This is a genomic window from Streptococcus sp. Marseille-Q7156, assembly GCF_965119495.1.
Genome location: NZ_CBCPLU010000002.1, coordinates 92,127 through 107,380 on the forward strand (window position 1 = coordinate 92,127; position 15,254 = coordinate 107,380).

17 protein-coding genes and 1 tRNA gene are annotated in these 15,254 nt (G+C 39.6%); 3 read left to right on the forward strand and 15 right to left on the reverse strand.

Going from position 1 to position 15,254, the window contains the following annotated elements:
- Positions 1-10: 10 nt before the first annotated feature.
- Positions 11-1,999 carry a peptide ABC transporter substrate-binding protein gene (locus ACWPV5_RS09355; protein WP_454383610.1) on the reverse strand — a complete coding sequence of 663 codons (1,989 nt, stop codon included), beginning with the start codon at positions 1,997-1,999 and terminating at the stop codon, positions 11-13.
- Between the two features lie 157 nt (positions 2,000-2,156).
- On the opposite strand from ACWPV5_RS09355, the gene ACWPV5_RS09360 reads away from it, so the two are divergent.
- Positions 2,157-2,227: transfer RNA gene (locus tag ACWPV5_RS09360), tRNA-Cys, on the forward strand.
- 199 nt (positions 2,228-2,426) lie between these two features.
- Here the strand turns inward: ACWPV5_RS09360 and ACWPV5_RS09365 are convergent.
- The 11 genes from ACWPV5_RS09365 to ACWPV5_RS09415 form a co-directional block, all read right to left on the reverse strand.
- A complete protein-coding gene (locus ACWPV5_RS09365; protein ID WP_454383612.1) occupies positions 2,427-3,758 on the reverse strand; it encodes a hemolysin family protein in 1,332 nt (443 codons plus the stop codon).
- A 154-nt stretch (positions 3,759-3,912) separates the two neighbouring features.
- Complete coding sequence (gene endA / locus ACWPV5_RS09370) at positions 3,913-4,737, reverse strand: DNA-entry nuclease EndA (protein ID WP_454383614.1); 825 nt, start codon at positions 4,735-4,737, stop codon at positions 3,913-3,915.
- Between the two features lie 37 nt (positions 4,738-4,774).
- Entirely contained in the window at positions 4,775-4,963 is a 189-nt protein-coding gene (locus ACWPV5_RS09375) for a DNA-directed RNA polymerase subunit beta (RefSeq protein ID WP_025169706.1), read from the reverse strand.
- On the reverse strand, positions 4,956-6,239 hold the full coding sequence (gene murA / locus ACWPV5_RS09380; protein WP_136936906.1) for a UDP-N-acetylglucosamine 1-carboxyvinyltransferase: 1,284 nt from the start codon (positions 6,237-6,239) through the stop codon (positions 4,956-4,958). Before murA ends, ACWPV5_RS09375 begins: the two co-directional genes overlap by 8 nt.
- 23 nt (positions 6,240-6,262) lie before the next feature.
- Complete coding sequence (locus ACWPV5_RS09385) at positions 6,263-6,493, reverse strand: DUF1146 family protein (protein WP_000250399.1); 231 nt, start codon at positions 6,491-6,493, stop codon at positions 6,263-6,265.
- Between the two features lie 57 nt (positions 6,494-6,550).
- Positions 6,551-7,588: a SepM family pheromone-processing serine protease gene (locus ACWPV5_RS09390; RefSeq protein ID WP_261079354.1), complete on the reverse strand. Its 1,038-nt coding sequence runs from the start codon at positions 7,586-7,588 to the stop codon at positions 6,551-6,553.
- Positions 7,572-8,060: a pantetheine-phosphate adenylyltransferase gene (gene coaD / locus ACWPV5_RS09395; RefSeq protein ID WP_101782485.1), complete on the reverse strand. Its 489-nt coding sequence runs from the start codon at positions 8,058-8,060 to the stop codon at positions 7,572-7,574. Before coaD ends, ACWPV5_RS09390 begins: the two co-directional genes overlap by 17 nt.
- Positions 8,050-8,589 (reverse strand): 16S rRNA (guanine(966)-N(2))-methyltransferase RsmD, encoded by a 540-nt coding sequence (gene rsmD, locus ACWPV5_RS09400; protein WP_224218754.1) that lies wholly within the window; start codon positions 8,587-8,589, stop codon positions 8,050-8,052. Before rsmD ends, coaD begins: the two co-directional genes overlap by 11 nt.
- A 64-nt stretch (positions 8,590-8,653) precedes the next feature.
- Complete coding sequence (gene asnA, locus ACWPV5_RS09405; RefSeq protein ID WP_000748005.1) at positions 8,654-9,646, reverse strand: aspartate--ammonia ligase; 993 nt, start codon at positions 9,644-9,646, stop codon at positions 8,654-8,656.
- A gap of 111 nt (positions 9,647-9,757) precedes the next feature.
- On the reverse strand, positions 9,758-10,441 hold the full coding sequence (locus ACWPV5_RS09410; protein ID WP_173253733.1) for a Bax inhibitor-1/YccA family protein: 684 nt from the start codon (positions 10,439-10,441) through the stop codon (positions 9,758-9,760).
- Between the two features lie 54 nt (positions 10,442-10,495).
- Positions 10,496-11,236, reverse strand: a complete 741-nt coding sequence (locus ACWPV5_RS09415; protein WP_261090978.1) for an RNA methyltransferase — start codon at positions 11,234-11,236, stop codon at positions 10,496-10,498.
- A gap of 33 nt (positions 11,237-11,269) precedes the next feature.
- Between ACWPV5_RS09415 and ACWPV5_RS09420 the strand changes: the two genes are divergently transcribed.
- Positions 11,270-11,548, forward strand: coding sequence for an acylphosphatase (locus ACWPV5_RS09420; RefSeq protein WP_261085737.1), 279 nt, complete (start codon positions 11,270-11,272; stop codon positions 11,546-11,548).
- 77 nt (positions 11,549-11,625) lie between these two features.
- Positions 11,626-12,552, forward strand: coding sequence for a membrane protein insertase YidC (gene yidC / locus ACWPV5_RS09425; RefSeq protein WP_261085736.1), 927 nt, complete (start codon positions 11,626-11,628; stop codon positions 12,550-12,552).
- Between the two features lie 176 nt (positions 12,553-12,728).
- On the opposite strand, the gene ACWPV5_RS09430 is transcribed toward yidC, so the two are convergent.
- The 3 genes from ACWPV5_RS09430 to ACWPV5_RS09440 all read right to left on the reverse strand — a co-directional run bounded on the left by ACWPV5_RS09430 (position 12,729) and on the right by ACWPV5_RS09440 (position 15,254).
- A complete protein-coding gene (locus ACWPV5_RS09430; RefSeq protein ID WP_261054268.1) occupies positions 12,729-13,817 on the reverse strand; it encodes a sensor histidine kinase in 1,089 nt (362 codons plus the stop codon).
- Positions 13,787-14,473 carry a response regulator transcription factor gene (locus tag ACWPV5_RS09435; RefSeq protein ID WP_261054266.1) on the reverse strand — a complete coding sequence of 229 codons (687 nt, stop codon included), beginning with the start codon at positions 14,471-14,473 and terminating at the stop codon, positions 13,787-13,789. Before ACWPV5_RS09435 ends, ACWPV5_RS09430 begins: the two co-directional genes overlap by 31 nt.
- Positions 14,474-14,534: 61 nt before the next feature.
- The gene (locus ACWPV5_RS09440; protein WP_261070611.1) at positions 14,535-15,254 is read right to left on the reverse strand and encodes an ABC transporter permease; all 720 of its coding nucleotides are present in this window, start codon (positions 15,252-15,254) and stop codon (positions 14,535-14,537) included.

A 15,254-nucleotide genomic window follows, 5' to 3' on the forward strand; every position in this document is an offset into this window, starting at 1 on the left:
TGAAAATTATTTACTTCACATGACTTGCCAATTCTTTTTGAGCTTTCTCGTTTGACTCAGTCTTTTCTTTCAACCATTTTTCACGAGCTTTTTCATACTCTTCTTTGGTGATTGCTTTTTCACCAACTTCAGTGTACTTCAAGTATCCTGAATTTTCACCTTTAAGGCCGGCTACAGAATATGAAGAGCTAAATGGTAGAACTTTTGAAACATATGAAACGGCTGTTTCTTTAGGAGAAGCCATTACTGGAATTGTCAAAGCATTGTCAGTCAACCAAGCTTGTGCTACTGCGTATTTTTCATAACGTTTTTGAACATCTTGGTTTTCGCTGTTTGCGTCATCAAGTAATTTTCCATAGTCAGCTAAACCAAGTTTGCTTACTACTGATGCATCTGTGTTTTGGTCAATACCAAGGTAAAGGCGAGTGCTTCCTCCCTTAAGGACGAATTGATCCAAGAAAGTAGAAGGATCTTGATAGTCAGGGTTCCATCCTAGCAAGGTATGAATATCCCAGTCTTGTTCTTTAGCTGTTGGAGCGCTAAATGAAATTGGTAAAGCTTCTGCTTGAGTCATTTGTTGTAAATCTACAACAACATTATCTGAACCCAATACTTTTTCAATTGATTGTTTCAATGATTGCACACGGTTTACAACCGCTGTTGATTCTTGGATAACCAAGGCATCCAAGTGAATTGGGAATTCAACACCTTCAGCCTGTAGGCTTGATTTAGCTTTAGCAAAGACTTCTTTCGCTTTTTCTTCATTGTAAAGGCCATTTTGAGAATCTGCTAGAGATACGTTTGACCAAGTAGAAGAATTTGTCTTAGCCAAGCTATCTTGTACCAATTCACCAAATGTTTTCTTACCAACTTGAAGATTATATGGTGCAAATGTATTACGGATGGCTACTGCAGCTCCATCAGTACCATTTGTTTGAGCTGAATAAGAACTGCGATCTACCGCAAAGTTCAAGGCTTGACGGAATTCCTTGTTCAACAAGGCTTTCTTAGTAGATGTCTTTTGGGCATCACTTGTCTTAGCAGTGTGGTTATACGTTGTACGGCCATAGTTCAAGCTGACAGTTGCAACACCAGCACCTGGTTCGTTAAAGTAAATGTTATCTTTGAAGTCAGCTGCATATTTTTCATATGTAGAACTTGTAGGGAAGATACGAGCTTTGCTATATTGGCCATCAGAAAAACCTTTGGCAATTACATCTTGATCCTTACCATCCCAGAAAGTGAACTTAACGTTCTCAATTTTTACATTTTCTTTATCCCAGTAAGCGTCATTTTTAGCCATCTCGATAGATGATTTAGGAGTTACAGCCTTCAAGACAAATGGACCGTTATAAAGAATAGAGTTGGCATCTGTTGGAGCACCAAAACCTTCCCCTTTTGAAGCTAAGAATTCTTCATTAACTGGCATCAAAACACCACTAGTTGTCTTGTCATTCCAGAAAGTTTCTGGCTGGTTCAAGGTATATTCTAGTGTTTGATCATCAACTGCTTTTACTCCAACGGTTGAAAAATCGCTTGTTTCACCCTTGATGTATGCTTCTAATCCTTTAATAGAAGAGCTAACGATTGAAAGTCCTTTTGATTTTCCATCTACGGCGTGTTTCAAACCAGTAACGAAGTCTTTAGCAGTTACAGGAGCGTATTCTTCTCCCTCTGCTGTCACCCATTTAGCATCCTTACGGATTTTATAGGTATAAGTCAAACCATCTTTTGAAACTGTCCATGATTCAGCAATAGAAGGAACTAAATTACCATATTTATCATTAGCCAACAAACCATCTACAGCATTTGTTGTAATGAAAGATGTTGAATCAATATTGCTAACGATATAATCCAAGGTTTCTGGATCTGTTTGATAAACATATTGGTAATCTTTTGCTAGTTTAGCATTATTTGAACTAGTGTTTGAACACGCAGCTAGAACTCCTGACGCTAATAAGGTAGCTCCTGCTACAGCAAGCACTTGACTTTTTTTCATTTCTTTACTCCTCTTATAAAGTATAGGTTATCATCAATTATACCATAGATTTCAAGAAAAGTAAACGAATTTTCAGAATATTTAGGCTTATTGACACAAAAAATCTGAAAAAGCTATTGACTGAAAATCATTTTCAAGGTATAATAATAAACGTTAAGGCGGTATAGCCAAGTGGTAAGGCACGGCTCTGCAAAAGCTTGATCGTCGGTTCAAATCCGTCTACCGCCTTTCAATACCGAATTAATCGGAATTTATCAAGACAAAAAGCCCGTAAAATAGGGCTTTTTTTATTTTTTCTTCGGATAAATACGGATAGATTTTAAAAACTTTTGGGGCAGATTTGGGGGCTGAGTTTTTCGAGGATACTATTTCCTTTTAAAATCAACTGAAAAAAGCTTTGTCACGCCTGGTGACAAAAGCCTCTAGTTTACTCTGTTTCTTCTTCTATTTCAACTTCGGTAATTTGGACTTTTACCTTGGTAACACGTCCATTTTTCACTTTATCATTGGTTAAGATAAGCTGTTTGTTTTGGCTGACTAATTCATAACTGAGTTTCTCAGTCGTTGGAATGGTCCCAACTCCTGTCAAATAGTAACCAGCGATGGTATCAACGTCATCACTTGCCAGTTCAACATCAAAGTAGTCATTAAAATCATTGAGATTCATGGTACCTTGAACAATATAAGTATCTTCTCCAATCTTATGGACTTCGATTTCAGCCTTATCTGTTTCGTCATCGATTTCCCCAACGATTTCTTCTAAGAGGTCTTCTAGGGTCACCAAACCAGCCATCCCACCGTATTCATCCAGCAAGATTGCCATTTGTCTTTGGGTATTGCGCAATTCTTTTAACAAGTCATCCACAAAAATAGTTTCAGGAACAAAAAGTGGATCTTGTAAGATTTTCTTCCAAACAATATTGTCAAAACCGTCCACAAAGCCCGCATTAAGGAGACTCTTGGTGTGAATGATCCCAATCACGTTATCCTTATCCCCATCATAGACAGGGATACGAGAATAATTTTGTTTTAAAATACTTTGGATGATGGTTTGACTATCATCCTGAATATCGACCATGAAGGCATCCGTTCGAGGAACCATGACTTCTCTGGCCATTAATTCGTCCAGTGAGAAAATCCCTTGTAACATCTCAATTTCGTCAGCATCTAGTGTTTCTTCACTATTTGTCAGCATGTAGGCAATTTCATCACGAGTCATTTTTTCATCAGCATCGTCAAAGGCCACAGGAGTCAAGCGACTCAAAAGATTAGTAGACGCAGACAAGAGCCAAACAAAGGGACTAACTAATTTTCCCAGCCCAATAATAACTGGCGCTGTACGAATCGCCAAGGCATCTTTTAGATTAAGAGCGATTCTCTTAGGATACAATTCCCCAAAAACGATGGAAATATAAGTCAAAAATGCTAAAGATAGAAAACTTGCAATAGCATAAGCTGTTTCACCATTTCCAAGCCACGATGCAATTTCTCGTCCCAGAGTTTCTGCCAAACTTGCCCCTGACAAGATTGTAATCAAGGTTATTCCTACTTGAATAGTCGATAAAAAGTGGTTAGGATTTTCTAGTACCTTCAGCAGACGGATATAGCGTCTATCTCCTTCTTCTGCCTTTTGTTCAACCCGCGCACGGTTTAGTGACACCATGGCCATTTCTGTAGCTGAGAAAAAGGCATTTAATACCGTCAAGATAAACAATAAAACAAATTGTAGAAACAAATTCTGACTACTTGGGTCTTCCATAGTTCTTCTCCTAAAATAGTATCTTACCCCTTATTATATCACAAAATTTAGTCCAGTACATATTATTTTTTCTCAGTGTCTATTGTAGCCCTACTTAAATAGTCCAAAAAAGAACTCCTACATCCACTAGTGACATAGGAGTTTATCTTATCCTTTACTGAGTTACAGTTACTTCTCCAGTTCGGTAATCCAATTGAAGTCCCTTTTGAACATTGGGAACTAGAACATTGAATTCCAATTCTCCATCTGAAGACTTGGCTTCAATCTGTGAAACTGAGGGAACTAAATCCTCGTTTGAAGCATAATAAAGAGTTACACGGTAACGGACACGCTTGTTTTTATCCAAGGCTTTACGTACCATGCTTTCATAGTAGTTTTGACCAGTCGAATCCTCGGCTTGAGCCTGATTTGCCCAGGCTGTTTGAACAGCAATGTTTTTAGGATTGCTTGTTGAGGCATCAAAACCATCCAAACCACCGATTAAGGCATAGCCTAACAAATGACCTCTATCGACTGCATGGGTATAAGAGCCCTTTAGATTCTTGACCTGATGCCAACCTGGAGGAGTCCAAGAAGTTGAACCATTCCCAGTTTCTTCACGATTCTTATACTGGCGAGTGGCCTTAGACAAGAGGGCATTTGCTACGGTTGGCACTGTTTCCTTGCCCACTGTCTTTGTTTTATTATCAGCGTAGGGCTTACTTGAAACCTTGGCATCTAGATTTGTTTTATTGCCATTGACGATAAAAGCACCTGAGCCATTCCACTCAAGACTCCCTTTTATTTGGCTTTTGACTGCATCTGTTAAGACACTTTCTGCCAATGCTTGACTAGGAGCTTCAGGCGCTTGTTTTTTCTGACTAAGCTTGGTTTTGGGACTATTAGCTGTCGACTGTATCTGCTTGATATAATAGCTCCCTGCAGACAAAAGCAATAACACTAGCAGTCCGATTAGTGTCTGTCTTGTTTTTTTGTTCATATTTCTCCTTATCTTTAAAAAAGGCTGGTTTTCCAGCCTAATTTCCTGTAAATTTATGAATCAATTCCTGCCATTTTGCTGGAGACAGGATAGCCCATGGATCTTGACCCTTGCCCAAGATTCCATAGCCTACCATTAGACCGATTCCTAGGGCTAAAACACCTAAAATCAGTACTATGATGACTAAAAGTAAACGCTTGACTACGTAGCTTGATTTCTTATTCATCTTCATCACTTGCCTCAATCCGCTGAATCTTAGCACCTAGCTGCGCCAATTTCTCATGGAAACGGTAGTAGCCTCTATCCAAGTGGACTAATTTACCGACAACGGTTTCTCCTTGCGCTACCAAACCTGTCAAAATCAAGGCTGCGCTGGCACGAAGGTCAGTTGAAAGAACTTCTGCCCCCTGCAAAGGTTGACCACCAACAATACGAGCTGTATCACGGATAATCTCCGAGTGCAAGCCCATGCGACGCATTTCTTCTAGATGTTGGAAACGATTTTCGAAAACTGTCTCCACCATAGTTGATTCCCCTTTTGCGACGGTCATCAAGGCTGTAAATTGAGCCTGCATATCCGTTGGAAAACCTGGGTGTGGCAAGGTTTTCACATGAACAGCTTTTAGATTTTCTAGTTGAGAGCGAACTCGAATTCCTTCAGTCTCCTCTGTCACTTCCACTCCCATTTCAAGCAATTTGGCAATCAAGGGACGGTTGTGCTCCCAAACAGCGTCTTTAATCAAGACATCACCACCAGTCATGGCAGCAGCTACCATAAAGGTTCCTGCTTCGATACGGTCTTGGACTACATTGTGAGTCGTACCATGAAGTTTCTCAACACCGGTAATGGTAATGGTCTCTGTACCAGCACCTTTAACCTTGGCTCCCATTTCATTGAGGAGAATAGCTAGGTCAACAATCTCAGGCTCACGCGCAGCATTTTCAATCACTGTCACCCCATCAGCCAGAGTCGCTGCCATCATTAAGTTCTGCGTAGCACCAACACTTGGGAAATCCATATAGATATGAGCTCCATGTAAGCGATCAGCCTTGGCTTCGATGTAACCAGCTGTTTGACTGATCTTAGCCCCCATAGCTTCTAGACCTTTCAAATGAAGATCAATAGGGCGGCTACCAATCGTACAACCACCTGGCATGGATACCTTGGCATGACCTACACGGGCAAGAATTGGTCCCAAGACAACGATAGATGCACGCATCTTGCTGACATACTTGTAAGGAGCTTCCTCTGTGATATCGCCAGTCGCATCCACCTCGACAAGATGAGCTTCCTCATCAAAATCCACCTTGGCATTCAAACCACGAACCACCTGATTCATAGTGAAAACATCTGACAAGATAGGAACGTTCTGCAAGACGGTCTTTCCTTCACTTGCTAGAATAGTCGCTGCCAACAAGGGCAAGACTGCATTCTTTGCTCCTTCGATCGTAACACTTCCTACCAGACGATTATCGCCACCTTGAACCACAATTTTTTCCATACTTATTTCCTTTACATTTGATTTTATAATAATCCTCTAAGCGCTTCTTGCCACAACTGATATAGGCTGATAAAGAAAGAACTCATGATATAGCCCATTACAATGCTGAAAAAGGCTACTAGTAAACGAACTTTTCCTGTGTTCTCAGCTGTTACTTTTAAGACTTTTTCCCATCTAACAAGATTCTTTAAAAGGTAAAAACTCACATAAATAAAGAGCATGTGACTGCTTAGAGTGAATAATAATTGAACCATTTGACTATTATACCATCTTCTCTGTTTGTGCGCTAGTTTGGAAACTTCACTCAAAAACTAAGGATTGTTTTTCAAGTAATCAATTGCATCTTGTAGGGTTTTAACAGGCACGATTTTCATATCTGTCTTGATTGTTTTGGCTGTATCTAGGGCCGTTTGGTAGTTGTTTTTCGCATCAGGATGCGCTTTTTGTTCTTCTTCGCTAACAGGGTTATCAGGGGCAAAGAAAATCGCGGCACCTTCTCTAGCCGAAGCTACAACTTTCTTATCAATACCTCCAATGTCTCCCACATTACCATCGCGGTCAATGGTTCCTGTACCGGCAACGATACGGCCATTACGAAGGCCAGGGTCAGCTATTTGGGTATAGATGGCCAGACTAAACATGAGACCTGCACTTGGACCACCGATACCAGCTGTTGAAAAGCGAATTGGGACATCACTGGTTACTTCTGTACGGTCAATCAAGCCGATTCCAATTCCATTTTTGCCATTTTCCAAGGTGATAATCTTACCTTCTGCAGACTTGGTTTGCCCATCCTCTTCATAGGTGACCTTGACGGAGTCCCCTAGTTTTTGAGAATTGACGTAATCAATCAAGTCTTTGGAACTGTCAAAGGTTTGATCATTGACTGCTGTGACCGTATCAGAGATGTTGAGAATCCCTTTAAAGGTCGAATTATCCGTCACAGTCAAGACATAAACCCCAAGGTACTTAAGTTCAATATCCTTACCAGCTGTTTTTAGCCCTTGATACTTGGCCATATTTTGCGATGTTTGCATGTAGAATTGATTGATCCGCATAAATTCAACATCGGAAGATCCACCTGTAGTCTCCTGAGCACTACGAATATCTGTAAAAGGCGTCAACCACGCATAAATCATATGGGCTAAAGTGGCATGTTGGACACCAACCGTAACGAATTGATAGGCACCAGCCTCCTTATCTTCTGTGTCATTTACTTTAAGGACTTGGCGAATATCTTCCGAACCACCTGGAACTTCTATATAGTAGGGCAAGGGCACTACAAATGCCAAGAAAGTCACAATCAAGGCCGCAATGACATATAAGGGCCATCTAATCTTTTTTTTCATTTCTTATTTCCTCCAAAATACTATCAGGAACATAGCCGGCAATATCCTGACCAAACTTCAAAAGCTCTCTAACACCGGATGAACTGAGATAGAGATGTTCAGGTCGACTATGTAAATAAATGGTCTCTATATTAGGAGACAGCTGATGATTGTAGTAATCAAAACTGGCTTCATATTGCAAATCAGACGCATTCCTCAAACCACGCACTAGACAAGTAGCCCCCAGTCTTTTCGCGACATCGACCACCAATTCATCATGAGAAGACACGACTTTAACATTTCCCAAATGTTTCAAAGCCTTTTCTAACCCCCGTTTACGATTTTCGATAGGAAGAAATCCTTGTTTGTGGGGATTAAAAAAAATACCGACATAGAGCTTATCAAAGAGTTTGCTAGCCCGTTCAATGATATCCAGATGCCCATTTGTCATCGGATCAAATGAGCCTGTGAATAAGCCAATCTTATCTGACATAGACTGTCACCTTACTAATTCCATAAATTTTTTCCTTCCAGATACCCAGGCAGGCAATTTCTTCTGGAAGTTCAACGGCCTTATCCGTCTCACACACGACCATGACATCTTCAGAAAAAAGCTCCCTCTCAGCCATTTTTTCAATATCTGCTACGATTTGTTCCTTGGCATAAGGAGGGTCTAAGAAAATGAGGTCAAATCCCCCAGATACCTGTTCCAATGCCCTTTCTGCATCCATTTTGAGAAGTTGAAATTTCCCAACTTCCTTGGTCATCTGAATATTTTCAGCCACGATAGCCTGAGCCTTACGGTCTCGCTCCACCAAAACAGCACTGGACATGCCACGCGATACTGCCTCGATAGATAAACCACCACTACCTGCATAAAGGTCCAAGACTCGTCCCCCTTCAAAGTAGGGACCAATCATGTTAAAAATGGCTCCCCTAACCTTATCCGAAGTGGGTCTTGTCGTCTTGCCTTCTAGTGTCTTGAGGGGACGTCCCCCATAGATTCCTGATACGATTTTCATACCGTTTATTATACCAAATTATGGGCGAAAAGAGAAAGAAAATCGAACCTTGCGGTTCGATTCTCTATAAAATATTTTCGTAAGTATCGCGAACTTCTTGAGGCCAAACACTTGTTTGCACTTCTCCGATGTGTTTCTTGCGAAGTAAGAACATGGCCATACGAGATTGTCCAATTCCTCCACCGATTGTCAATGGGAATAGGCCATTCAACAAAGCCTTGTGCCATTCCAATTCCAAGCGGTCCTCATCACCGGTGATTTCTACCTGACGGCGAAGGGTTTCTTCATCTACACGGATACCCATAGAAGACAATTCAAATGCTCCACCCAGAGACTCATTCCAAACAAGAATATCACCATTTAGACCCTTGTAGCCATTTTCAGACTCACTTGTCCAGTCATCGTAGTCTGGTGCACGTCCATCGTGCGGTTTACCGTCTGGTAATTCACCACCGATACCGATCAAGAAGACTGCTCCAAATTCTTTACAAATAGCATTTTCACGCTCTTTTGGTGTCAAGTCTGGGTAGCGTTCTACCAACTCTTCTGTATGGATAAAGGTGATTTGTTTTGGCAAGATTGATTCGATGTCATAGCGAGCTTCAACAGCTAGCTCAGTAAGGCGAATAGCCTTGTAAATCTTCTCAACTGTTTCTTTTAGATAAGCGATATTCCGTTTACCATTTGGGATAACCTTCTCCCAGTCCCACTGGTCAACATAAACAGAGTGGGTCGCATCCAACGAGTCTTCGTCTGGACGAAGGGCCTTCATGTGGACGAAAAGACCTTCACCTTCACCGAAACCAAAGCGAGCCAAGGTATGGCGTTTCCATTTAGCAAGGGAGTGCACCACTTCATAAGTGGCATCAGGGATTTGGAGAACCTTGACCGATACGGCGTTCTCCACACCTGATAAGTTGTCCTGCATCCCGTCTCCGACCCTGCTCAAGATAGGACCTTGAACTTCGACAACTTCTAACTTATCTTTCAAATACTGGGTAAAAGTGTTTTTGACAAAGGAAATCTCTTCTTGTTGATGGATAAAACTTTTCTTCATAGGCTACTCCTCAAAAAATTAATTAAAAGCATTATACACCTATTTCCAAGAAAAGAAAAGAGAAATTTTAAAAAAAATCAGTGTCATTCAAAACACTGATTTCATAGACCTTTAGTCATTACGACCGAAGATACGTAAAATACTTAGGAAGAGATTAATAAAATCAAGATAGATACTGAGAGCCATTGACACAACCCAACCTGTCGCTACACGACCTTGTGATTGTTCATAAGCGAGACGAATTCTTTGGTTGTCCCAAGCAATCAGCCCAGAGAAGACCAAGACCATGGCTACGCTGATCATATAATCAAAGAAGCCACTAGCCAAGAAAATATTGACTATCATAGCAATAATCAAACCGATGAGGGCTGCCATCATAGCACGACCAATCCCACTCAAATCTTTCTTAGTGAACATACCGACTGCCGCCATGACAAAGAAGAGAAGGGCGCTTGATACAAAGGCAGACAAAACCGTACCTGGAGTATAGAAGGCCACCACAAAACTGAGGGTAAAGCCATTTAATACTGAGTAAAGTAAAAATACTGGAAGAGCCGCTGGGCTATTCTTTGAAGCCATGCTACTGGCAACAAAGACCAGAGCTAGCTCTGCAAAGGTTGCAATGGTCAACCAGAGACGCCCCTGCATCAAAAAGTAAACCAACTGAGACTGAAAGACCGTTAACATAAGGCCTGATACCAAAGCAGATAGTCCGATTCCCAGACCAACAAAGGCATAAACCTTAGCGTAAAATTGATTGAGACCTGCGCGGTCATGAATAATAGTGTGATTCATCTTTTCTCCTTTTCTATGAACATCTTTCCTTGATTATAACAAAGAAAGTTAAAATTAGCTTAAATGGAAAATTAAAATACCTGCTGCAACGGCAACATTCAGACTCTCTGCCTGCCCCTTCATACTAATGTGGACCAACTGGTCTGCACTTTCAGCCATGAGGGGACTAATTCCTTGACCCTCATTTCCCATGACTAGTACAAAATTTTCTATAGGAGGCAGTTCTCTGTAATCAATAGAATCTTTAGATAGGGTTGTTGCCAGCACTGGGATAGCTGCTTCCTTAGCTTCCACGAGAAGTCTTTGACTAGACATCCGGTAAATAGGCAGATGAAAATGACTGCCCTGCATAGAACGTAAAGTCTTGAGACTGTAGATATCAGCCGATTTATCTGAAACAATCACTCCAGTAAAACCTGCTGCATCCGCAGTCCGAATGATAGTTCCCACATTACCAGGATCTTGCACATCTTCCAAAAACAAGAACTTGCCTTGACTAAAGTCAGCTTGCCCTACTTCTTCTTTTTGAACGACGGCAACAATTCCCTGTGGAGTCTGAGAATCCGCCAAATCTAGCAAAATATCCTCTGACACCCAGACAGTTTGCGGAAAAGCAGCTAACTGATCTCGGTAATTTTCTAAGGCAAAGATTTTCTCAATCGTCACTCCAGCTTGAACAGCTTCTTCAAACAAGTGCCAGCCTTCAATCAAATAAGCAGACTTACGGTATTTTTTTTGGTGTAATTTCTTGGCATTTTTTACCACAGAATTGGCTTTTGAGGTTATAATAGTCATAGAAATATTATAACACAATCAAAGGGGTTTGGTATGCAAAAGGTTAGAATGATTGCCCAAGGTAGAGTGCAGGGAGTTGGATTTCGTTGGGGTGTTTACAGCCTGGCGCTTGAAATTGGTGACATCACAGGTCGGGTATGGAATAATGACGATGGAACAGTGGAAATCTTAGCCCAAGCAGACTCATCCGCTATCATGGCGAAATTTATCCAAGAAATCCGAAAAGGACCCACACCCTTTTCAAAAGTCAGCTACTTAGATGTCAAACTGAGCAACTTTCCTCCCTACCCTGACTTCAAAATCGCAAATTAGGTCTCTAGAACTATTGTATATTTTGTAAAAAAACAGTAGAATAGAAAGGTATAATTTTTAAAGAAGGAATAAAAACAGTGAAATCTATTAAACGTTTTGCACTCTCGGCTATGGGAGTGGCTATGTTGCTTGTTTTGACTGGCTGTGTTAGCGTCGATAAAGCAACAGGAGAACCCACAGGATTTATTTGGAATACTTTCGGAGCGCCTATGGCTGAAGCTATCAAGTACTTCGCTACTGATAAAGGTCTAGGCTTTGGTATGGCTATCATTATCGTAACCATTATCGTACGCTTGATTATTTTGCCACTTGGTATCTACCAATCATGGAAGGCAACGCTTCACTCTGAAAAAATGAACGCCCTCAAGCACGTCCTCGAGCCACACCAAACACGTCTCAAGGAAGCAACAACTCAAGAAGAAAAACTAGAAGCCCAACAAGCTCTCTTTGCCGCTCAAAAAGAACACGGCATCAGCATGTTTGGTGGTGTAGGATGTTTCCCTATCCTCCTTCAAATGCCTTTCTTCTCTGCTATCTACTTTGCTGCCCAACATACTGAAGGGGTTGCTCAAGCAAGCTATCTAGGCATTCCTCTAGGTTCTCCAAGTATGATGTTGGTTGCCTTCGCTGGTGTCCTTTACTATCTTCAATCGCTCCTTTCACTTCACGGAGTAGAAGATGAAACGCAAAGAGATCAAATCAAGAAAATGGCTTACGTGAGCCCAATCACGATTGTCGTCTTCTCCCTCATTTCACCAGCCAGTGTCACACTTTACTGGGTTGTCGGTGGTTTCATGATGATTCTCCAACAGTTTATCGTCAACTATATCGTTCGTCCAAAACTTCGCAAAAAAGTCCGTGAAGAATTGGCGAAGAATCCACCAAAAGCAAGTGCTTTCTCAACAGCAAACGGACGAAAAGACGTGACCCCTGAACAACCAACTGCTATTATAAGCAAGAAAAAACACAAAAATCGCAACGCTGGAAAACAACGTTCGAGATAAAGCTACGTAAATTATCCAATAATTAAAAAACGAATGAATGATAAATAGTTTTCATCAACTAGATATCATCATTCGTTTTTATTATCTACCGTTACATCTTATACTAGTCGAAAAAGTTAAATAGTTTAAAAGCTCACATATAAAAACTATTCAATCATAAATTAACAAGTAAATCACTATGATTTAATACAATTCACAGTTATTAAAACTTCTGCTCCCGAGTCTCTATTTCTAAGCTCAACTCGGCCTTTGTGTAGTTTTGCAACTCTACATACAAAACTAAGTCCAATACCATAATGTTGCTCTTTAACCGATCTAGCTTTATCCATACGATAAAAGAGCTTCCCAAAATTAGTTAAAATTTCATCTGGAAATTCCGAACCATTATTCCATATACCTATTTTCAATTCTTTCGCCTCTTGCTCTACCCTAATTTTAATTTTAGGATTCTGTTTATCTGCATACTCCAAAGCATTTGTTAAAATATTTTGTATGGCACGAATCAGAAGAGATGGATTTATATAATAATTTTCAGTTCCTTTCACATTTTGTTCAAAAGAAAACTTCATCTGATTTTTTATCAGAAAAGAAACTTCTTTCTCTAATTCATTAATAAAATCTGAAGAGGAATACTCCGTCCAACCTGTCTCATCATCATAATAGGTTTTAGAATAGTGAATCAATTGATTGAAATAGTCTAGTAACTGTTGACTAGCTCTTTCTATATCTGCTAAGCATTCTTGAGATTGGTCGTTTTCAGTTATCGCCTGCAAAAATTCCACATTTCCCCTAATAATGGTTAAGGGAGTTTTTAAATCATGAGAAGCTGCTGAAACCTGAAACATCAAATCTTCTTTCTGCTGTTTCTCATCAACTATTAATTGTCGAATTCTATCTTGCATCACAATAATCCGCTTTCCTGTCTCACGAAATTCTTTAACCGTTAATCTTTCTGTACATTCCCGCTCTAACCATATACTATTTTCATAAATCAAAGTCATTTCATAACTCAGTTTTTTCAACAATTTTCCAATGTGATAACTTATTAGAACAATCAATAAAACACAAATATATATCCATGATGACACATTGAAAAAAATTGATAGAACACCACTATTTTGTAGAGGTTTCCCGTCTTCATTTATTTGTATAGATACTGAAGCTAAAGGAATAAGATAGGCTATTAATAAGCCAAGACTAAACTGCCAAATAATTCTCCAACAGGTTTCTCGAATTAATTGTCTAAAACTTTTGATTCTACCCATTGATATCCTCCACCATACAAGGTTTTAATTGGATTTAATTGATAAGGTTTCAGCTTTTGACGAATTTGATAAATGTACTCTGAAACCGAACGTAACAGAGCTTCTGAACTTTGTGGATATAGATAATTATAAATTTCCTCAATAGAATATATTTTACTTGGGTTGCTTGCTAAAAGATTCACTATATCAAATTCCCTCCTTGTCAAGGCAATCTTATCATCGTTTACAAATAGTTCCTTACTATCCGTATATAGTATAAGCTTTCCAATCTTTATTTGATGAACATTTCCTTTAGTCCGTTCTTCACGACGCAAGTGCATTTTAACACGTGCTAACAATTCTTGCATACTAAAGGGCTTCATAATATAATCATCAGCACCTGCATTAATTCCAGCTACCAAATCTTTATCCATATCCTTGGCAGTTATAAAACAGATAGGAACAGTTATCTGCTCGCGAATCATCTGACAGATTTCTAAACCACTAACAGGCATCATAATATCTAATAAAATCAAGTCAAATCCTGTAAAATCACAAAGATCAATCTCTTCTATCTTATTTCGTATGACTACTTCATATTTTTCATATTCTAGTACTTTTTTTATTAGGCGAAGAATAGCAAGATCATCATCTACCACCAAAATTTTATAAGCCATAACTCACCCTCCTGAATATATTATAGCACTACCTGAGAAAAAGACAGGATATCCCCTGTCTTTAGCCTACATTTCTTCCTATTAGTATCAGTGTAGCAAATACAAAAACAATTAATAACCAAACTATTTGTATCCCTAAGCCTTGCCACACTGGATAATAAAGCGACAAGGGATGGGTATAAAAACAATTCATACTAGCTAGTAATGGTAAATTTCTAAAAAAAGAACTGAATTGTAATAACATTTGCCCCAACCCCAATAAAAGGGATAAACTGATTCCCAAAATTAAGATAAAAGACTGGGAAATAAATACAAAAATACCACTTAAAAGAGCGAAGGTTAGAATAGAAATACAAGCTGGAAATAGAATTGTTAGAACATGTTTAATATTACTCAAAAGATTGATATTGTAGTATCCTTGCGCGATTAGTATGCATAATGATATTACAGCAACCAATAGGACAATTTCCATACATAATAGAATAGCTAGTTTAGATATTATAAATTTCAAACGGTTTGGACAGGTAAGAAAACTGGTACGAAGGCTAGAACCTGTAAATTCTTGACCTATAAATAGAACCGCTAGACTAACGAAACCTGCCTGTCCTAAATAGAGACTTTGCAGTAGCTGTTCCAAAACAAACTGTAGGGTCAACTGGTCTGGCTTACTATTTAAAAAAACAACCATCGCCGGAACACACAGTAATAGAGCACCTATAATCAACCAGTGCCAAGGATTCATCATAAACTTGAGATACTCACTTTTAAGTTGTTCTTTCAA